Origin of the sequence: Vallitalea pronyensis (assembly GCF_018141445.1) — a bacterium.
GTDB lineage: Bacteria > Bacillota > Clostridia > Lachnospirales > Vallitaleaceae > Vallitalea > Vallitalea pronyensis.
On the sequence record NZ_CP058649.1, the window covers coordinates 5,085,314 to 5,106,228 of the forward strand.

The 20,915-nt window shown below is 36.6% G+C and carries 17 protein-coding genes, 4 tRNA genes and 1 riboswitch; of the genes, 8 read left to right on the forward strand and 13 right to left on the reverse strand.

The window, feature by feature from the left end:
• Positions 1-85: 85 nt before the first annotated feature.
• Positions 86-264: riboswitch (cobalamin riboswitch) on the reverse strand.
• 106 nt (positions 265-370) lie between these two features.
• Positions 371-1,693 carry a replication-associated recombination protein A gene (locus HZI73_RS21145; RefSeq protein ID WP_212695344.1) on the reverse strand — a complete coding sequence of 441 codons (1,323 nt, stop codon included), beginning with the start codon at positions 1,691-1,693 and terminating at the stop codon, positions 371-373.
• A 312-nt stretch (positions 1,694-2,005) separates the two neighbouring features.
• On the opposite strand from HZI73_RS21145, the gene HZI73_RS21150 reads away from it, so the two are divergent.
• Positions 2,006-2,686 carry a TrmB family transcriptional regulator gene (locus HZI73_RS21150; protein ID WP_212695345.1) on the forward strand — a complete coding sequence of 227 codons (681 nt, stop codon included), beginning with the start codon at positions 2,006-2,008 and terminating at the stop codon, positions 2,684-2,686.
• A 45-nt stretch (positions 2,687-2,731) separates the two neighbouring features.
• Entirely contained in the window at positions 2,732-3,988 is a 1,257-nt protein-coding gene (gene lysA / locus HZI73_RS21155; protein WP_212695346.1) for a diaminopimelate decarboxylase, read from the forward strand.
• A gap of 93 nt (positions 3,989-4,081) precedes the next feature.
• On the opposite strand, the gene HZI73_RS21160 is transcribed toward lysA, so the two are convergent.
• From HZI73_RS21160 to pfkB, 4 genes are all read right to left on the reverse strand, one after another.
• Entirely contained in the window at positions 4,082-5,272 is a 1,191-nt protein-coding gene (locus HZI73_RS21160; protein WP_212695347.1) for a hypothetical protein, read from the reverse strand.
• A complete protein-coding gene (locus tag HZI73_RS21165; protein WP_212695348.1) occupies positions 5,273-5,725 on the reverse strand; it encodes an RNA polymerase sigma factor in 453 nt (150 codons plus the stop codon).
• 155 nt (positions 5,726-5,880) lie between these two features.
• Complete coding sequence (locus HZI73_RS21170; protein WP_212695349.1) at positions 5,881-6,708, reverse strand: sugar nucleotide-binding protein; 828 nt, start codon at positions 6,706-6,708, stop codon at positions 5,881-5,883.
• A 598-nt stretch (positions 6,709-7,306) separates the two neighbouring features.
• On the reverse strand, positions 7,307-8,242 hold the full coding sequence (pfkB, locus tag HZI73_RS21175; RefSeq protein WP_212695350.1) for a 1-phosphofructokinase: 936 nt from the start codon (positions 8,240-8,242) through the stop codon (positions 7,307-7,309).
• A 169-nt stretch (positions 8,243-8,411) separates the two neighbouring features.
• On the opposite strand from pfkB, the gene HZI73_RS21180 reads away from it, so the two are divergent.
• Positions 8,412-8,702: a hypothetical protein gene (locus tag HZI73_RS21180; RefSeq protein WP_212695351.1), complete on the forward strand. Its 291-nt coding sequence runs from the start codon at positions 8,412-8,414 to the stop codon at positions 8,700-8,702.
• Between the two features lie 63 nt (positions 8,703-8,765).
• Here HZI73_RS21180 and HZI73_RS21185 read toward each other — a convergent pair whose 3' ends face one another.
• Entirely contained in the window at positions 8,766-10,514 is a 1,749-nt protein-coding gene (locus HZI73_RS21185) for an ABC transporter ATP-binding protein (RefSeq protein WP_330619613.1), read from the reverse strand.
• 317 nt (positions 10,515-10,831) lie between these two features.
• Here HZI73_RS21185 and HZI73_RS21190 point away from each other — a divergent pair, with 317 nt between their 5' ends.
• Entirely contained in the window at positions 10,832-11,398 is a 567-nt protein-coding gene (locus tag HZI73_RS21190) for a manganese efflux pump MntP (RefSeq protein ID WP_330619614.1), read from the forward strand.
• Positions 11,399-11,583: 185 nt separating this feature from the next.
• Here HZI73_RS21190 and HZI73_RS21195 read toward each other — a convergent pair whose 3' ends face one another.
• The 3 genes from HZI73_RS21195 to HZI73_RS21205 all read right to left on the reverse strand — a co-directional run bounded on the left by HZI73_RS21195 (position 11,584) and on the right by HZI73_RS21205 (position 15,631).
• The gene (locus tag HZI73_RS21195) at positions 11,584-12,162 is read right to left on the reverse strand and encodes a class I SAM-dependent methyltransferase (protein ID WP_212695352.1); all 579 of its coding nucleotides are present in this window, start codon (positions 12,160-12,162) and stop codon (positions 11,584-11,586) included.
• Positions 12,163-12,321: 159 nt separating this feature from the next.
• On the reverse strand, positions 12,322-14,040 hold the full coding sequence (locus tag HZI73_RS21200; RefSeq protein WP_212695353.1) for an FAD-binding oxidoreductase: 1,719 nt from the start codon (positions 14,038-14,040) through the stop codon (positions 12,322-12,324).
• A 61-nt stretch (positions 14,041-14,101) separates the two neighbouring features.
• The gene (locus HZI73_RS21205) at positions 14,102-15,631 is read right to left on the reverse strand and encodes an FGGY-family carbohydrate kinase (RefSeq protein ID WP_212695354.1); all 1,530 of its coding nucleotides are present in this window, start codon (positions 15,629-15,631) and stop codon (positions 14,102-14,104) included.
• A gap of 348 nt (positions 15,632-15,979) precedes the next feature.
• Between HZI73_RS21205 and HZI73_RS21210 the strand changes: the two genes are divergently transcribed.
• The 4 genes from HZI73_RS21210 (at position 15,980) to HZI73_RS21225 (ending at position 16,341) form a co-directional block, all read left to right on the forward strand.
• Positions 15,980-16,051 (forward strand) — tRNA-Asn (locus HZI73_RS21210).
• A 37-nt stretch (positions 16,052-16,088) separates the two neighbouring features.
• Positions 16,089-16,163: transfer RNA gene (locus tag HZI73_RS21215), tRNA-Pro, on the forward strand.
• Positions 16,164-16,170: 7 nt separating this feature from the next.
• Positions 16,171-16,247, forward strand: a tRNA-Arg gene (locus HZI73_RS21220).
• Between the two features lie 20 nt (positions 16,248-16,267).
• Positions 16,268-16,341, forward strand: a tRNA-Lys gene (locus HZI73_RS21225).
• A 121-nt stretch (positions 16,342-16,462) separates the two neighbouring features.
• Here the strand turns inward: HZI73_RS21225 and HZI73_RS21230 are convergent.
• From HZI73_RS21230 to HZI73_RS21245, 4 genes are all read right to left on the reverse strand, one after another.
• Positions 16,463-17,827, reverse strand: coding sequence for an MATE family efflux transporter (locus HZI73_RS21230; protein WP_212695355.1), 1,365 nt, complete (start codon positions 17,825-17,827; stop codon positions 16,463-16,465).
• 74 nt (positions 17,828-17,901) lie between these two features.
• Positions 17,902-18,651, reverse strand: coding sequence for an SDR family NAD(P)-dependent oxidoreductase (locus tag HZI73_RS21235; RefSeq protein ID WP_212695356.1), 750 nt, complete (start codon positions 18,649-18,651; stop codon positions 17,902-17,904).
• Positions 18,651-19,007 carry a cupin domain-containing protein gene (locus tag HZI73_RS21240; protein ID WP_212695357.1) on the reverse strand — a complete coding sequence of 119 codons (357 nt, stop codon included), beginning with the start codon at positions 19,005-19,007 and terminating at the stop codon, positions 18,651-18,653. The genes HZI73_RS21235 and HZI73_RS21240 overlap by 1 nt, the downstream gene beginning before the upstream one ends.
• Positions 19,008-20,906 carry a heparinase II/III domain-containing protein gene (locus HZI73_RS21245; protein WP_212695358.1) on the reverse strand — a complete coding sequence of 633 codons (1,899 nt, stop codon included), beginning with the start codon at positions 20,904-20,906 and terminating at the stop codon, positions 19,008-19,010.
• Positions 20,907-20,915 lie beyond the last annotated feature (9 nt).

Genomic DNA, 20,915 nt, shown 5'->3' on the forward strand with positions numbered 1-20,915 from the left:
CAGTAGCGTATTATATCAATAAAAAAACTGTGCATCGGCACAGTAGATTATTCATTCTTATGTTATCTACACCTTCCCACCGAAAGCTTAAAACGTTTAAAAGGCAGGTTTCCTGACTCATGGTTCATCTTACTTTCTCGCCTTCTCGGTTTCCCAATGGCTTATGAGATTTCATCACCAATTACAGTAGCGGGGGCTGTAGTGGATTTTAACCACTTTCCCTTTTAACTTGTGTTGACAAGCACCTTTTACTATGAAATTGTATCTTCTAGTTTTACTAGATACCTTCATTATAAGCCGTAATGAGAATATGTCAAGAAGAAATTGTTTAATAGGACAACAAATATACCCTGTCAATATCTGCATGGTATTAATCATTCCCTTTTATCTTCTTAAAATGTTCCTTAATCGTCTTCTCATAACCCTGTTCAGTTATATGGTAATATTCCTTACCCACTAATTCATCGGGCAGGTATTGCTGGTCCACATAGTGGTTTTCAAAATTATGAGCATATTGATAGCCAATGCCATGACCTAAGTCTCTGGCTCCCCCATAACTGGCATCTTGTAAATATGGCGGTATGGTATGCACTTGTATACGTTTTACATCTTCTAATGCTTTGTTAATGGCCACATATGCTGCATTGCTTTTAGGTGCGCAAGCCACATAGGTAGCTGCCTGTGATAAAATAATGCGTCCTTCAGGCATGCCGATAAAGTTAACGGCATCTGCCGCTGCCATGGCTACTTGAATGGCGTTAGGATCTGCATTACCTACATCTTCCGCCGCACAGATGACAATACGTCTTGCAATAAATTTGGGGTCTTCTCCTGCATAGATCATCTTTGCCAGATAGTAAACGGCTGCATCTGGGTCGGACCCCCGCATGCTTTTTATAAAAGCTGATATGGTGTCATAATGATTATCGCCATCTTTATCGTAATGAATGACTCTCTTTTGGATGCATTCACTGGCCACATCTAAGTCAATATGAATGATGCCTTGTCCATTAGGCTCTGTTGTCAAGATACCTAATTCTATAGCATTCAGTGCTGCTCTTGCATCACCATTAGCCCGATCAGCTAAGAAATCAAGGGCATCTTCTTCAATATGGGCTTCTATATTCCCCATCCCTTTCTCTTTATCCGTGACAGCTCGACGTATAAGTATACGTATCGCTTCCTTGGATAGTGGTTTTAATTCAAATATCCTTGACCTGGATACCAAGGCATTATTCACTTCAAAATATGGATTCTCTGTGGTTGCACCGATGAGTGTGATGGTACCATCTTCCACATAAGGCAATAGTGCATCTTGTTGTGCTTTATTAAATCGATGAATCTCATCAATAAATAGGATGGTCTTACCTAAAGTCATGCCTAACCTGCTGGATGCTTCTTCCACTACTTTCTGGATATCCTTTTTACCAGCCACCGTTGCATTAAGTTGAACAAATTCAGATTTTGTTGTGTTGGCAATAACCTTTGCCAAGGTGGTTTTACCTGTTCCAGGTGGGCCATAGAAAATTAAGGAGCCAAGCTTGTCTGCTTTGATGGCTCTATAAAGCAATTTTCCTTTTCCTATAATATGTTCTTGTCCCACAACCTCTTCAATGGTGGTAGGTCGTAATCTTGCAGCTAAGGGTGACTCTGTTTCTAATGTTTTTTCCCGCATCATATCAAATAAATCCATGTCTATCGCCTCTATTCTTCAAAATCCTTCACCCTTCATTCAATGTTTTCTAGAAATATATGCAATGGCCTTATTCTGTAAATAATTCCATAAAAACATGTCCAATTATCCATGAAGTAAAATATATTAAACTATAGGGTAAAGTTTATATTATCTTTCCTTTACTATATTTATGTTTACAGTCTTATCAATAATAGGTTTATTATACCACAAGTTGGTGTTCTATTAATATGCCTTCTATGTTTTAACTTGACAAAATAATCAACTTGTTTTATAGTAGTTCTATATAGAAACACTATCCGAGGTGATAAAATGGAACTTATAACAGCATTAAAAAATATTGGATTCACCCAACAAGAATCTATTATCTATATAACCTTGTGTAAACACGGTGAATTAACCGGTTATGAAGCTGCTAAGTTATCCGGTATTTCACGTTCCAATGCTTATGCTGCTTTATCTAGCCTTGTTGATAAAGGAAGCGCTTATATTATAGAAGGAACTTCTATTAAATACATTGCGGTTACCAAAGATGAATTAATCAACAATGCCACAAGGTCTTTTAATGAAAATCTTAGCATTATAAAAGAAAGTTTAGATTACAACCCCATTACCAATGACCCCTATGTAACCATCACCAATCCGAACCATGTTATCGATAAAATTAAAAATATGATTATGACATCCAATCATCGCTTATATTTTAGTGCAACGAACGAAATCATTCATACGTTTCATCATGAACTGGTGGATGCTGCTGACCGTCAGATTAAAATTGTGATTTTGTCACCAGAAGAGCCTGATTGTCATTATGATATACATCATCCGACGTATAGTCATGAATCATTAAAGTTGATTGTTGATACGGAAGAAGTCATTACAGGTACGCTGAACCAAGCACTTTATTCCCGTAATAAAACATTGGTAAGACTCATACGGGAAGCGATTATTAACGAAATAGAACTCATCAATAGAAGGACCAACAAAGAATAAAAATGTACCTCATGGTCCATCCATCCACAGAAGGGAGCTTACATTATGCTATCATTACATAATAAAGTATCAGAAGTTACCAATTTTTTTGGAAAGACTAATCCAGTGGATTTAGTCAAGGAATTTGGCAGTCCACTGTATGTGTACAACGAAAATATTTTTAGAGAACGATGCAGCGAACTCAAAAACTTATTAACCTATCCTCATTTTTCCGTTAACTATTCTGTTAAAGCCAATGGCAATCTATCATTAATAAAAATCGCACGTGATGAAGGTCTCAGTGTGGATGCTATGTCACCAGGTGAAATATACGTGGAATTAAAAGCTGGGTTCAAACCTGAGCAAATCTTATATATTAGCAATAACGTATCCAAAGAAGAAATGCAATTTGCAATTGATCATGGTATTCTTACAAGTGTGGATTCCCTGTCTCAATTAGAGATGTTTGGTCAGATTAATGAAGGTGGTCGCGTTTGCGTGCGTTTTAATCCAGGTGTTGGCGCTGGTCATCATGAAAAAGTAGTGACAGGTGGTAAAAAAACAAAGTTTGGTGTGGATCCCAATTTTGTGCCACAAGTCAAAGCCCTTCTTGCGAAATATAAGTTACGATTAGTTGGTATCAACCAACACATTGGGTCACTTTTCATGGAAGGTGGTCATTATGTTGAAGGTGTTCAATCTGTCCTTCGACTGGCTGAGCAATTTGAAAACCTTGAATTTGTCGATATGGGTGGAGGATTTGGTATTCCATACCACAAACAAGCTGGTCAAAAACGCTTGGACCTAAAAGAGTTAGCAACACAACTGGATCAAGTGCTTTTCGACTGGACAAAACGATACGGCAAACAAATTACGTTTAAAATTGAGCCTGGCCGTTACGTGGTAGCCGAAAGTGGTTCTCTACTGGGTACAGCTCATGCCATTAAAGAAAATTACGGTATGAAATATGTGGGAACTGACCTTGGTTTTAATGTGCTTAAGCGTCCTGTCCTGTATGATTCACATCATGATGTGGAAATCTATCGTGAGTCCAACAGACCTTCTACCCATACAGAAGTGGTTAATATTGTTGGTAACATCTGTGAAAGTGGCGATATTATTGCTAAAGAAAGAGAACTTCCCGAAATATTTGAAGGAGATATTATCAATGTATTAGATGCTGGTGCTTATGGCTATTGTATGGCATCGAATTATAATAATCGCCTGCGTCCTGCTGAAGTATTGATTACATCCAGCGGCGAAGCAAAACTTATACGTCGTCGTGATACCTTTGAAGATCTTATACGTAATTTTGAAGAATAGATAAAATGGGCTGTTCATCAGAAGCACCTCCACATGGTTGTGTTGGTGCTTGATGCAACAGCCCATCTATAATGTTTTTCACAGATTGGTGTCTTATAAAACCAGCTTACTTAAATTCTTATAGTATACCTCATTCTCTTGTTCTTTTTCCTTGTAATCTTCTTCTGACATCTTCATGACACCTAAATTATTGATGTCAATCTGACTAAGCACCGATGCGTTGCCCACAAGCTTTCCTAAGTTTTCAATACTGCTAATTTTTTCTACGACTAATTCTGGATTAACAGAATCATCAAATTTTAATTTACCCATATTTTCAATATGTTTTTTTTCAGATAGCCCTAATAAATAGGCTTCATTAATGACCAATTTCCCTACGTTCTGGATGATATTGGGCAACTCTACTTTTACACTTGCTTGATTCATGGATAATGTTCTTGCCGCATTGATTAGTGATTTATCACAATAGATGCCTTGAGAATAGATACCTTGGATATGTTCTTTTAATGCATCTTCTGTTAAGTCCTCTATATGCACCATACCATCAACCACTAATGTCGCATCATCATAATCTGTTATGTTTTCAGGGTTTAGGCAAACCTTCCCTTCATGATAGATACTGTGTTCAGGTACAATACATACATCCACTTCATCAAATTCATCCAGCATATGCCGCATACGATTTAGATTTGATTTTGTTATATAGGCTTGCTCTTGAATTTGAATCTTATTAATGTATGCTTCAAAGTCCTCTACAACAGGTTCAATAGCGATTAATTTGTTGACACATAATTTTTCATGACTGTATCGTAATATATTGTTCTCTGTTAAATACAATGTATGGCTAAGGGGTTTAAAACCCTCTTTGTAATCTAATATAGGACCGTTAATGGAACCTTTTGCTAAAATTAATCCTTTTAATATGCGTGGACAATATAGTTCCCCATTTACATCTAAGGCATATATTTTTTCTTTAAATAGCTCAGGATTTATTTCCTTAACTAAGCATTGACCATTGATTAAAACATACGCTTTTTCTTGAATACCCTCTAATAATGTATCATCAATTTTACCATTCCCATTAATATTAATAAACTCAAGCTCCAAGTCATTTGGAATTTTTACAAAGCTTGCCACATTGCTTTTATGAATAGGATCTAATAATTTGGCTGTTTCTTCTGTACAAATAAGTAAGGCAACATTTTCTATTTTTGTAATATGCTTCAGGGATTCTTCTGTTGCTTTTCGAGCATCTAAAAAAGAAATATTCTTAATGATTCCCATTTATAACGCCTCCATTTTTAATTTTTGTAAGCCTAGACTTAATCTATTCCTTACGGTTGACGGTGATATACCTTGCAGCTTACCTATCTCTTTACTGTTTAAACCCTTTTGATATTTGAGTATAATGGGTAACCTTAGGTGATCTGGCAAAGTGGCGACCATCTCTTTGAAGAAAATATCGGTTTCTATAAACACATGTGTTGACACCTGTTCTTCTTCATAGAAGATAATTCGCTTATTTTTCCTTATTTGATCAATAAATTGATTTTTGATTACCCGAAAAAACCATCCTTTTATTTGGTATTCATTCATCTGCTCAAAAATCTCTTCACGTTCAATGGCTTTGATATATGTTTCTTGAACCAAATCATAAGCGTCTTCTTTTCGTGTAACAAGACTTTTAGCGTATCGAATGAAATCATGATGATATCGGTTATATACTTGATAGATCATGCTTTTTTCGCTCCCGTATTATCTTCTATGGTGAATCATAAGTGCTAGCCCTTACATCTATTTAACGGGTGAAGTTATAAAAGTGTCCTGTAATTTTAAAGAAATTTTTTTAATGCTTCATGTTTGCGGATAAAGCTATTTAAACAATTATACAGTTATACAAAGTCTGCACCTGCAACATAACAGATAACATCATCACAAGTTTCTTGCAAATGCTTAGGAAATTGTTTGACACGGTTTGGTATTAATACAAATTGTCCTTGTTCATCTTCCTGCTCATCCCATATTATTTTTTTTAAGCCTAATGCTTCACTAAGTTTACGGTAAAACTCACTGTATAAAATGGTATCAATGGATGCTAAGTGAAAGATTCCAGTTAGTTCATGACCCATAATATGGGCTACTTGTTTAGCAATCATATGATCCGATGCTACATTATAATGGAGTTTTGGATATAGGGTTATACGTTTACCATGGTTATTAGCTTCTCTTAACTGATCCAATCGTATACAGGATTTCCCCCATACTTGAGGTAATCGAAGTATAACAGCTCGTTGGTCAAGGATATCCAAGAGTAACTTCTCGCAGTCAATCTTGAATTGACCGTATTCTGAAGATGCTTGAGGTTTATCTTCTTCATGATGTCCTTGGGAGATGTCTTGGTCAAAGACATTTAATGTGGAACAATAATAAAGCCATCCATTATGTTTTTTTATATAGGCTGCTACTTCCTTGTGACAGGCTAACTGTTGTTTAAAATCGCCTCGGAGACAGGATATGACATGGGTAGGTTGGACTTTTTTTAATAATTGCTTTACACTTTCTATATCGTCTACGTCTAGCGGATAACTTGTACCCATCGTATATCGTGTTGAAGAATGATAGGTAGTAGAGATCTTGACGTGCTTATCCATCATAAGTTGCCCCATAATGGCTCTGCCAACTAATCCGCTTCCACCTAGTATAAGAACTTGTTTTTTCATGTATTAACACCCCTTATCTATGGTTTTCAGTTATGGTCATAATATGATTTTATTAATTACTTATTATTAGGTATCTTATGTATTTATATCTTACGCCATTTTAATTGTTTTATCAATGATATTACCATAGGGGTAAGTTGAAGAGATTGGGGGGGTGGGTTAAAGTATGGGTGGATTTTCCGTAGATGTATAGCTGGTGCTACAATACGTTCCTGTTAAAGAATGAAGGAAATACTAAATTCATGCTAAGGTAACGACCTAAAACTTAAGAACTCCCTATGGTCAGACACTTAAGTTTCTTAACGGTAGTTACCTTAGCATTCATTAAGTATTTCTATTTCATTCTTTAAAAATCACGTATTGTAGCACCAGCTATACATCTACTGGGCTATTGTTAATTTGTATATAAGTTAGCTATTATAATTGTATATGGCTGTGATTAAGGGTTAATGCTTTTGAAGAATAATTAGAAAGACTTGATTTAATCTTAGCGTTTAATCACTATTTAACGGAAGATATTATTAAATTCTTAACCAATACATATCTTATGTATTATTAATACTTGCATTAATCCCAGCCTTAGTCATATCATTCTAGATTATAGCTTTATATTTTTGATTTCTAACTTATCCTTTATGGATTCAATGGTGTCCAAATCAGCCATTAGGGTTCCTTCTTTTTGAACGGTGGCCGTGCTGGTGGCAACGGCATAATGAAATGCATCTTTTAATTGCATGCCTTTAGCTATGCAAAATGCCATAGCTCCAACCATAGAATCGCCTGCGCCAACGGTACTTTTTACATGGACGGACAGACCAGGTGTATAGTAGGCTTCATGAGCTGTGAAGAGGTATGCTCCTTGACTACCTAAGGATAGTACAATGACTTGGATACCATATATGAATAATTCGGATAAGCGGTTGGTAATATCCTGTAGGGACTTAAATGTTGTATTGAGAAGCCGCTCTAATTCATGAATATTAGGCTTAATCATATAAGGACCTGCTTGTACGGCTTCTTTTAAAGGTTCGTGGTCAGCATCTAATATGACCTTAATACCTTTACGATTAGCCTTATCAATCCATTTTCTATAAATGGTTTTGTCTACATTATCTGGTACCCGGCCGGATAAGATGAGCAAATCGCCTTCTGAGGCTTGTTGAAAAATCTTAGCTTCCAGTTCAGCTATTTTTTCTGGCGATATGTACCCTCCGCCTTCGTTAATATCGGTAAATGTTTTTCTTTGTCTATCGACAATTTTTATATTATACCGTGATGGCTGGTCAACTTGTATAAAATCACATGGAATATTGTCATCGTCTAATTTTTTCTTGATAATATGCCCCACTTCTCCACCAATCAATCCAATAGCTAAGGTATCCCCTTGAAGCTTTTTGACCATTTTTGATACGTTGATGCCTTTTCCTCCTGCATCTTCTCGGGTACCTTTCATGTCATTTATAGCATCCATTTTTAAACCATCTACAAAGATTGTTTTATCAATGGTGGGACTAAGTGTTACGGTTATGATCATTGCCTTACTCCTTCCTAGGTGTTTCTATAATTTTTTTTCATAATAAGCTGTTACTTCACACAATCTTCACAAATACACTCTACACTTTTAGTGGGATGTTCTACAAATGAAAGATGATCCAAGTAGGAAATGTGTTGTTGAAAAAATACATAAATAATGACAGGTATCTATGATAAATACAAACGATAATTTTAAAAGGATTCAAATGAATGAAATTAGAAAATTCATTAAGCCAACATGCGATATATCCCTAAAAGAAAAACATTTTAAACCCCCTACGCCTAAGGAGGTCATGGAAAGTATGCGATCTTTAAACAGGTCTCTCCTCAAGATCGTTCATATGGACCATATACATGTAACAAGCCCTGATAACCTATATACAAATGATAAACTTGTAGCTGCTTATAAAAAAAGAAAGCATGGCATTGAATCTTCAATAACAATTTCCGTTCGTGTTTAATCCTATCAATTGTAGAATGTCTCTATCCCCTTCAAATAGAAAGAAATAGAGACATGTATATGTTTAATCAATTTCATCTGGAATATATCCTTTGAACTGAGCTTTATATAACTTGGCATATGTACCTTCAATTTGTAATAAATCATGGTGACTGCCTTTTTCTTTAATCCCGTCTTCTGTAATGACCACAATCTCATCTGCATTCTTAATGGTAGATAAACGATGGGCAATAACAAGGGTGGTTCTACCTTTGGATAGCTTTTCAAGAGCCCGTTGAATCTTAATCTCTGTTTCATTATCAAGAGCAGAAGTTGCCTCATCTAAAATAAGTATTGGTGGGTTCTTCAGAAATACGCGGGCAATACTAATACGCTGTTTTTGACCACCAGATAGACGTATGCCCCTTTCTCCCACATTGGTATCATAGCCATCGGGTAAATCTTTTATGAAATCATGGATTTCTGCATTCTTAGCTGCTAGTATGAGTTCTTCTTCATTAGCATTCACATTACCATACATGATGTTATCTTTAATGGTTCCAGCAAATAGGAACACATCTTGAGATACCAGTCCAATATTTTCTCGTAACGATTTTATTTTCACATGCTTAATATCTTTGTCATCAATGGTAATCTCCCCTTCGTCCACTTCATAGAAACGCGGTATGAGATGACATAATGTTGTCTTTCCACCACCTGATGGACCTACGAGGGCTAACGTTTTACCTGCATCAATATCTAATTTTATATTATTCAATACTTTCTCATGGTCGTTATAAGAGAATGTAACATTGTTAAACCGAATGTGTCCTTTTACATCTTTTAGTTGTGTCGCATGGGGTAAATCATTAATGAGGGGTTTAATTTCCATAATTTCCATGAAACGATCAAATCCAGCCATACCTGATTCAAACTGTTGAACAAAGTTCGTAAGCTTTCTAATGGGTTGTGAAAATGCATTCACGTATAGAATAAAGGCTAATAAGGTATTAAGATCCATATAGCCGCCGTAAATCAGATAACCTCCAAAACCGATAACCACTAAATTCAAAATATTAGTGGTAAATCCCATACCTAACATAAAAATAGACATGTTTTTAAAGGCTGTATTTTTCGATACCCGAAAAGCTTTATTTCCTTCTGTAAACTTATCCATCTCATGTTCTTCATTTGCAAAAGACTTGGACACACGTATTCCAGATATACTGCTTTCTAACTGGGCATTCACATTGGCTATCTTCTTCTTCACATTACGAAATCCTTCTGACATCTTAACCCGTTGCTTAACGGCAAACCATATAAGAAAAGGTATGAATAAGTAGACCGCTAAGGCCAATCGCCATTCCATAAATACCATAGCAAAGAAGGCGCCAATTAACATCATAAATGATAAAAATAAATCTTCTGGACCATGATGGGCTAATTCTGTCATTTCATTTAAGTCATTCACCATTCTTGACATGATATGACCTGTCCTTGTCTTGTCATAATATCGAAAGGATAAGGATTGTAAATGTCTAAACAAGTCTTTACGCATATCATATTCCATCCGCACACCTAATATATGACCCCAGTAGTCCACGATGTATTGTAGAGCTGCACGTATAATATGCGCAACAAGAATACCTAAAATGATTAAAAAGAATGTATTGAAGTCCTTTTCGGCAATTAAGTCCAGTGCATGTTTAGATACCATAGGTATGCTTAATCCAATCACTGCAATTAATAATGCACAAACCATATCCAGTATAAATAATCCTTTGTGGGGTTTATAGTAACTGATAAACTTCTTTAATCTCTCTTGTTTTTTCACATTACCACCTCTTCACCTTAATTCTCATTCCCAAGTTACCCATCACAAACCTAAATAAAACTCGCTTAATTGCAAGTCCATCGATTTGCTTTATGATTATATGTATAGCAAATTATTATAGCATATCTGTAATAGGGGTTCAACTATTTCTTAAAATGACAATATTTATTTTAAAATAAATTTTTCTTACTTTAATTCTATCATATATACGAATATCTCGCATATACGTTTACTATGTCGTAGATTATAAACATGCTTATTATTCTATTTTGAACTCCTACATAAGAATACCACTCTAGATAGAAAGGGCGATTATTTTGAGTTTATATGCTATTCTCCTCATTGCACTAAGCCTATCTATGGATGCTTTTGCTGTATCAATTTCCTTAGGCTTAACATGTAAGCGTCGTTTTCCTCAAATCGCGTTGAAGGCTGGTTTATCTTTTGGTTTTTTCCAAGCTGTTATGGCCATAGTGGGTTGGTTTTTGGGCTGTTCCTTAAAAGAGATTATTGACCCTATCGACCACTGGATAGCCTTTCTATTGCTTGGTGCTATTGGTTGTAGTTTTATAAAAGAGTCAAAAGAACCATGTTTAAAAAGATTATCCATTGATCGTATTAAATTATTACTGACTTTATCAATTGCAACCAGCATTGATGCTTTAGCAACTGGTGTTACGTTTTCCTTGCTGGATGTGGATATAGCTTTAGCAGCTGCCCTTATTGGTCAGATTACTTACTTTTCATCGGTATTAGGCGTTACAATTGGTCATGGTCTTAGCCACCAGACAAAGCTTCAATCCCATATGAATATTCTAGGTGGCATCATACTTATTCTTATTGGATGTAAAATTTTGATAGCCCATCTTCTTCAAGGTATATAATATGATATACTAAAAACCTCAGAATCATTTCACATGACATACTGAGGTTTTTAAAACTATATTTAATTCTAATTCATGTTTTTTTCGTCTGGTCTAAGATCTTACCAGAATCATTATAGTATTATGATTAAATGGTTATTTAGCGTCTTAATCATACAATAAGCTTAATTGATCTTACATTGAGATTACATTTCACATTTGATGTTAAATAATCCATTATCATACTGATTACACTCTTTAATCTTAAACCCATTTTCAATAAGGATATCCTTAATACAGGACATTTTCTGTTCTTTTTCTTTCATCATTACAGCATATCCAGTATCAATGGCCTTTTGAGGTAAATCAATTTCCAATCGTAAGACAAATATATCCTTCTCTCCTCCGTCATAACTAGGTATGTACGTATCCCAAATCTCAAATATACCTCCTGGCTTTAATACTCTTTTAACTTCTGATATACATTCTATTTTTTCTTCTTCTTTCATGTACATCAATGTATAAAATAAGGTGGCTACGTCAAACTGATTATTAGTAAATTTTAAATCACATGCATCCATGATAACTTTAATTGAATCATTATTGGTCTCATTTAGTTCTTCTAACCTTCTATCAATAGCAATAACATTTCTTCCATAAAGACTTCCGATAACACCTTCTCCACCACCACCAATGTCTAAAATCAACATATCTTTATAGTCTTCTTTCAACATAATGTGTTTTTTTTCACTTTCCAAGAATCGCTTTGGATCAATTTGACTCATACTGAACACTCCCCTGTATTAATTTTTAGTTATCATCAAATTACCTAGTGATATCCATATGAATATCTTTATTTATATGGTTTTACACTTCTTTACTCTAAGTTTATCATATATTCTACCTATTTTCTATTTTTCATTTCATATTATATCGTTTATATATTATTTAAATTTTAATTCTCGTTTTTCTACGTCTAGACCTAAAGTTCCACCTGGATTCATAATATTATCTGGATCAAAATGTTCTTTCAGTGTCTTAATAATGGAATAACCATTGGCACCAAGATCATGTTCTAACCAGGGACCAAAGGATTTACCTACACCATGATGATGGCTAATAGCGGCTCCATACTTAATGTAGTTATCCAAGATACCCGCTTGATAATCCAGATATTCCTCCATTTCCATCCGTGCGATAATGATGAAGTAAAGGTTCGCACCTTGTGGGTACACATGAGACATATGGGTTAAGCATATGGTTTCTGGGCGAGCTTTACAATATTCCCTTAGTCCTTGATGGACTTCTGGCATGGTGTCCCAAGTGACGGAACATTCCATGGTATCAATAATGACACCAAAATCACCAAGGGCATCACGCATATAAGGGTCCTTGAACCGCCCTTTTTCCCATTCCTTTGTTGGATAACCTGTCAGATACATGGCACCATATTTTTTACATATTCTATGAAGCTTCTTTTTCATGTTCTTACAGAATCCTTTTTCACCATCTGTAAAACCTAAGAATAGACAACGCTCCATGGGTTTATAACCTCTTTTGGATATAATAGAGCCTAATTTTGTTCCCTCAACGTTATAAAGTTTTAGCATTAGACTGGTTTCTTCTGGGTCCGATAGACGAAATACGGAAGGCATGCCAAACTCTCCTTGGGTGATTTCTTTTGCGGCTGCTTGGGCATTTTCCCAACTTGGGAAAATGTAACTAAAGCGTATACGATTCTCAGGCATATAACGAAAAACTTTTAACGTGACATGGGTAAGTACACCAAAAGCTCCTTCACTCCCCATCATGATCTGGTCAATGGATGGTCCTGTTGCCATGGCTGGGTATTCCTCGGTCTTAATCACACCTACTGGTGTGGCGTATTCTTGACAAATCACAATATCTTCGATCTTACCATAATAACTGGAGTTCTGCCCTGCTCCACGGGTAACAACCCATCCCCCAACACCGGAATACTCAAAGGACTGTGGAAAGTGACCACAGGTATATGGTTTGGAGGCCCCCAATAACTCGGGTGCACCATTAAGTACCCGCTCAAGTTCAGGACCTTGCATTCCCGATTCCACGGTAATGGTCTGATTCTTTTCATTAAATGCTATGACTTTGTTGAAGTTAACGGCAAGGTCTAGGCTTACGCCGCCTTTTACGGCTTCCATACCTCTTGTTACTGTTGAGCCCCCTGACTTACAATAGATGGGTATTTTTTCTTGACTGCAATAACGCACAATGGCTTCAATTTGAGTCTTATTGCTTGGGTAGAGAACCACATCGGGCAGATGCTCAATGATGCCTTTTCGAAGTCGCATAAGATCAATCATGGTATTGCCATAAGATACCTTTAGTCTTGTATAGGTATCCTTTTTTATATGTTCCTGACCAACAATGCTGCTAAATGTCTCGATCTGCTCCTGGGATAGTTGAATGGGTACTTCCACATCAACTGTTTTAAGTCCTTCTTCTTGCTTTTTCTTAAAATAGTCATCTGTGAGACCAAAGGTGTCTTTCATCACTTTATATAAGCGTTCGTTGGGACTTTTATATTCTGTTGGGCTTCCCCATTTAAAGATGGATCGAAAACTTTTTTCAGGTGGTGCCGTATGTTCCCATTCAGGCATAAATCCGTCATATTTTTTCGTCATACAAACCCTCCTCTACTATGAATTCTGTCTTCTCCTTAGCTGTCTTTTTAAAACAAGAGACCTATCCATGCATGGCTTTATAGAGAGGCTTTAACTTTTTATAAATCTTACGGTAGATATCTTCGTAGATGTTTTTATAGATCGCCACATTCTTTTCATCGGGCTGGAATGCGTCCTTTATACGCACCATGTTTTTAACAGCATCTTTGTAACTCTTGTATTCTCCCTGGGCTACATAACCTATAATAGCGGCACCTAAACCCGATGTTTCATAGGTCTGAACACGGTATACAGGTCGATTAAATAAATCAGCTGTAATCTGACATATGGCATCACTCTGAGAGCCGCCACCCGATATCATAATGCGGTCAATGGTTTTACCAGATTTCTTTTCTATGTACCCTAACCCTTCAAATAAACCAAAACCTATTCCTTCAATGATTGCACGGTATATATGTATCCTTGTATGATAATCATCAAACCCAATAATAGCACCTTTACCTTCTGGCCGTTTTGCTCCAGGTCCCCAGAAAGGTTGAAATACCAATCCATCACAACCAGGTGACACATCATTCAGGCGTTTATTCAAGAGTTCTTCTGGTGAAATATTGAGTTCTTTTGCTTGACGAACTTCTTTCTGAGCAAATTCCTTTTTGAACCAAGAAATCATCCAATAACCTCGATAAATTTGGATTTCTGGATTGTATGCTCCCATAATAACTGCTGGAAATGGGCATATAAACCGTAAAGCTTCATAATATTTTTTAGTAGTGGTCTGAATGGATGCATTGGACCCAAGAGAGATACTCGCCGTATGATTATTAAAACACCCTACCCCCAATGTTTCACAACCTTTATCGGAACCACCTGCTATAACCTTTATCCCTGCTCTAAGACCTGTCTCTTTTGCTGTACCTTCTGTGATAGTTCCAATTAATTTTCCTGGCGCTACCAAATCACATAATTTTTCCTTCTCAATATGGAAGAGCTGACTCTTTTGCCCGTTTTTATGGTCCCATCTAAACTTCTTATAATTAAAGGGAATATGACCAATCTGTGACGCAATACTGTCTTTAAATTCACCTGTTAATTTGTAGTTTAAATAACCTGATATCTGTAGGTACTTGTAAGTTTTCTTCCAATTTTCAGGTTCATATTCTTGTATCCAATGGGCATTACAATTCATGCTAAACTTATTTGCTGTGGGCAGCATACCAACAGCAGCAATGGTCAGCTTATGATACAAATTCATCTCTCTTGGTTTTTTTATTTTTCTTTGATCCATCCATAAAATAGCTGGCCTTACCACCTGACCTTGTTTATCAAGTAACACACAAGAATCACGTTGTGTCGTTACGACAATGCTGTCAATAGCACCAAATATATCTGGCTCTTGTTCTTTTATGGCCTGGGTGGTCTCACATAGACGCTGCCAGTATATATCTGGATCTTGTTCGGCCCATCCAGGCTCAACAGAATAATAGGGGGTAAATTCTTTCTTTACTTTCACCAATAGATTACCATGTTTATCAAAGATTATTCCTCGTAGGCTCTGTGTGCCACAATCAATGGATAATACATATTTCCCCATGCCATTCTCCTCCTGTATCAATCTTTATTATTCATATTTTAACACAGGTTAAACATTAAAACTACTCCTACATGGTCATGATGCCGTTCTAAAAAATAGCCTCCTTTCCGAGATGAAGTCACATGTCATTCGGTCGTCCATATGTCTCTATGTCTATTCTATCACCATTTGGTCTTTAATTCAAGAATTATCCATCTTGATATGGTTAAATTAGTATGACACGCTTGCTCCACCAAATCCGCCTAAGGATAGATAATCATAGAAAGGCTTAGACAGGATACGATACATCTTTTTTTGGATAAAACTATTGACATTTATGGCATATTACAGTATAATTTTTCTTGCTGTTCCTCGATAGCTCAATGGTAGAGCATTCGGCTGTTAACCGAAGGGTTGTAGGTTCGAGTCCTACTCGGGGAGTTGTGAAGACCTTAAGAAATTAAGGGATGATGCACATCGGGGTGTGGCTCAGCTTGGCTAGAGCGCTTGATTTGGGTTCAAGAGGTCGCAGGTTCAAATCCTGTCACCCCGATTCGTGTGTGCCTGTAGCTCAGCAGGATAGAGCAGTGGCCTTCTAAGCCACGTGTCCGGGGTTCGAGTCCCTGCAGGCACGCCATTACAAACACTATATTTCATGGGTCACTAGCTCAGTCGGCTAGAGCACTGGACTTTTAATCCAGGTGTCCCGGGTTCGAGTCCCGGGTGACTCACTGGTACAAGCTATATTAAGGGTAGGATGCTACTTTTTATATAGCATTTTTTGCGCCAAAAATAGGCTGTTTGAGCAAAAGTGATTTCTTGCTTAAAACAACCTAAATTACTTCTTCAAAATTATTCCCCAACCAATTTTAATTCTTTATACTGTCGGGCATATAAGATCAGTGCAACAATGCCAGTGAGTATATTACTGAATAACATGGCGTACCAAATACTGTATTCTTCTAGGGTTGAAAATTCCATGAGTAGGATGATTAAGGGTAATCGAAAAGCGTATATCCTTACGATGGACATGCCTAAATTTATTTTTGTATGCCCTGTACCTTGAAAAACCCCTATGACAACTTGAAAAACTGCCCAAGGAATGACGGAAATGGAGTATACACCCATTGCATTGACGGTATGGTATAAGATGTCTGCATCTTGTTTCGCAAACAGTCCTGCTATTTTATAACGCATCAATAAAATAACAATAATAATCACCGTTGCCGACACCACACTCACGATAAATGTTTTTTTAACACCATCTCTAGCCCGGTCAGGTTGATTAGCACCAAGATTCTGGCTAATAATGGCTGCAAGCCCTGTTCCAAATCCAGCAACACAAGAAAAAATGAGTGAGTTGATTCGATTAGTAATACCATATCCAGCCAATACCTTTTCCCCAAAAGCCAATACATATTTATTCATCATGATAAAACCATAAGCAACGGATGATTTTTCTAATATAATGGGCAGTCCTATGATCATCAGTAATTTCACAACATGGCTTTTAAAAGCAAAATGCTTAAAGGATAACCTCATCATGTGTTTCTTAAGAAACAAATCATAAAAGGCATATAAGCTTACAATACCATTGCCTACAAGAGTGGATATGGCTAAACTGCTAATACCCATACCCCATCTAAAAATCAGAAAATACGTCAGTATAACTTTAATGATGATGGCAATCCCATTGATTATCATTGCTCTTAATGTTTCCCCATTTGCTCTCTTTGTGGCCAGATACGCCGAATTAATAAACATCAAAGGGGTACTTAAGAGGGTTATTTTGAAATAAATATTAGCTACACCCATCATGCTATCTGTAATAGAGGCGGCTATTAATATCTGCCTAGAACCCATAAAGCATATAACTGTAATGAGGCAACCTAATAGGCAGGCAATAGCTATAAGTTGAACAGCTATGGACTTTGATTTCTCATAGTCTTCTCTACCTATTTCTCTTGCAATAAGGTTGGTACCCCCTACTGCTAAACCATCACTTATGGCTCGAATCAAGTTATTAATGGGACCAACAAAAGCGATGGCTGATAACTCCAACCCTCCTATTTGCGCCACATACAAGGTATCTGCCAAGTTGTAAGCCGAATGGATAAAATTATTGATAGCTACAGGTAAGGCTAAAAGGTATATAGCGTGCCACATGGAGCCACTGATAATAACATGCCTGCGTTCTTGTATATGTCCTTTTCTCAATTGTGCCACCTCAACTCAAAAAAAGGGGCTGATACGTTTGATGCAACCAGCCCCTTTTATTCATCATCAATTTTTTATATAAATGCTTGCCCACCGTTAATTTGAATAATTTCACCTGTTAAAAAGGATGCCTTTTCACTGACTAAGAATTCAATAACCGATGCAACCTCACTTGGTTGACCAAATCGTTGTAATAAGATGTTCTTTTTCCAAGAATTGAAAAGGTTGATATCTTTTTCTTTTGTGGCTTGGTGGAATGGTGTGTCAATGGTTCCTGGTGAAACCGCATTCACCCTTATACCATACTCGGCTAAATCCTTAGCCAAAGCTCTTGTAAGTGTTGTTACAGCCGCTTTTGAAGCACCGTAGATACCAGCTCCAGGTCCGCCTGAATTCCATCCTGCAATGGATGTAAAGTTCACGATGGAAGGTGCATCACTTTTTTTAAGTAATGGAATGGCAGCTCTTGTTACATAGAACACACTATCAAGATTAAGAGCCATGACTTTTCGATAAAAACTTGTTTCCATGTCTTCGAAGCGACTTCTGCCACCAAGACCACCAGCATTATTAACCAGTACATCAATTTTATCGTAGGTATCACTGATTTTCTTAAAGCTGTCAATCACCTGTTGCTCATTGGTCACATCAAATAAGTAAAAATCCACATCAATGTTACAATCTTTTAATGTTTTTAAAGCTGTTTCAGCCTGTGCTTCATCAATACCATTTAAAATAATTTTATAACCATTTTGCCCTAGATTTTTGGCTGTTTCTAAGCCAATTCCACCTGTTCCTCCTGTTATTAAAGCATATCTATTCATTATTCCTGTTCCTCCTTTTTATTAATAAAATCTTGACGACAAGGGGTAAAAATATCTAATAGTTTCCCCTTTTTTAGACATACAGCACCATGCATAATATCTGGCTCTTTGAATGTACTGTCTCCTTTTCTAAGTATTTTTTTGTGACCATTAATATTGAACTCAAATTCACCTTCTAAAATATAAGTGATTTGCTCATGGGGGTGTGTATGCAATGTGCCAACAGCATCTTTTTCAAAATGTACTTCAACTACCATAAGATTGTCATGGTAAGCTAGAATTTTTCTTTTGATGCCATGGCCCAGATCCTCTAATTCAGCTTCTTCGTGAAGAAAATAATTTTTTATATCCACCATCTATACCTCCTTCTTTAAGGTCCATTTTAATTGATACCTTGCTTGTTTTGCCTTCGCACGAATGATGATTGTTGTTCTTGATGATGTAACCGGGTTATCGGGAGATCGACCAACAAACAATGCTTGTTGATTTAATTGGATGCTGCTTGTTAGGATTTGGCTGCCTATTTTCCAATCCAAATGTATCATGGATTCATCGGCTATCACCCTTTGAACATCTCTAATATGCTGATAACCGTTGTCCTTATAGCCTAGGGAGGCTGGTTCTGTTGTATGCTTTGACATCAATTCCCCTTCTACGTGGAAAAAAAAGTCATAGGTATGTTCTTTTTCTGAATCCACTTGGAATTCATCTGTGTACCCATTGTCAAAGAGCTCAAGCTTTCTCCTATAATCCACGCCAGGATAAACATCTCTCACCCTTGTATCTATGCTATTTGATTGAAATGCCAAGCATTCCCCTGCTTCCATTGACACATGGTTCTTTCCATCTACAACCACCGTATTATGTGACACACTCATACGATGCCACTCGTTACACAAAGCATTACCATAGCCAGAGTTGGATAAATCACGGCTAAGACAGTCCTCACCAATGACCACTTCAATGTTCATCTTATCAGGATGGGCATGAGAAGGACCGTTATGACCATATTTACAAAATATGTTGATGGTTTTATGTTTTAAAATAGCGCAGTGAGACGTTATAAAATTCGTGGCTTCATGATGAATAGGCATGGCTCCACTTGGCACTAACCCAGGTACATGCAGCAGCCTTTCTAGTGATATAGCATTGTGATAATAGTAAGGTTTCGATAATGGAAATGTACCTCGCTTATGATTAGCATGTAATACATTTTTAAGTAAGTTACCCACCTTACTCTGTTCACCAAAGACTTTGACTGCCATACAATAAATGTACGAATAGGATTTTAAATTGATATTAGGCCATCCATCATTGGGGTTGGGTAGCTGATGATTATCAAAACTATACATATAAGCAGACAAAAACATCCGTTTAATGATATGTTTCTCGTGTCCAAAATCAAAATCATATACGCTACTGAATAACAGCAGATTCGTTATGCCTTCTAAGGTAAAAAAATTATAATGAATGGACCCTTCATACCAAAATCCATCAGCAGTAACACCTTCTCGTATCTGCCTTCTAATATTGAATGTACCGCAAAAAGCAAAGTCAATCATGTCATCATCTTGAGAAAATAATCCCATCATACCAATGGCACTGTTTAACCAGCATGATATGTTATGTATTTTATCCACTTGAGGTTGTAGCAGTTTGAAACATGGTTGAAATAAGTCATAATACACATTTTCTAAAAATCCATCGCCAATGTCATCTTTCACTAATTCCAGTGCATTAATCATGCGAATGATGAAAATGGACTCGTTCAATCCCTGAGGCATAATTCTTCCACAACCCCAGCTCATTTCCTCTATATGATCATATTCGGCTCCTTCTTTGTTATGTAATTTGAACGCTTGATAATGTTTGACATAAAAGCCAATTATGTTTTTAACATAATCCAAATATATATCTTTGTTCATTAATCTGTATAAAAAAGCTGCTTTCCAGGCATTTAATATGGCCTCATTACGATACATGTATACCCATACACCATTTAGCAATGGACTATTATCGTACACATGCCCACATATTTCACATTGATGAGAAGTGGGTGTTTCCCTATTATATATCAGCAACCCTCCATCTTTACTACAAAAATAGTGATGTCCCCATCGGGATATGATTGAAGGGTCGTCATGAAAATTTGTACCAAATGCATGCACTTCTTTTTCCATTGTCTCTATCATTCGCTGATAGTCTTCATGATGTGTCAGAACACTTTGTAGCTTATTCAATTCAAAATATTCCATAGCACAACT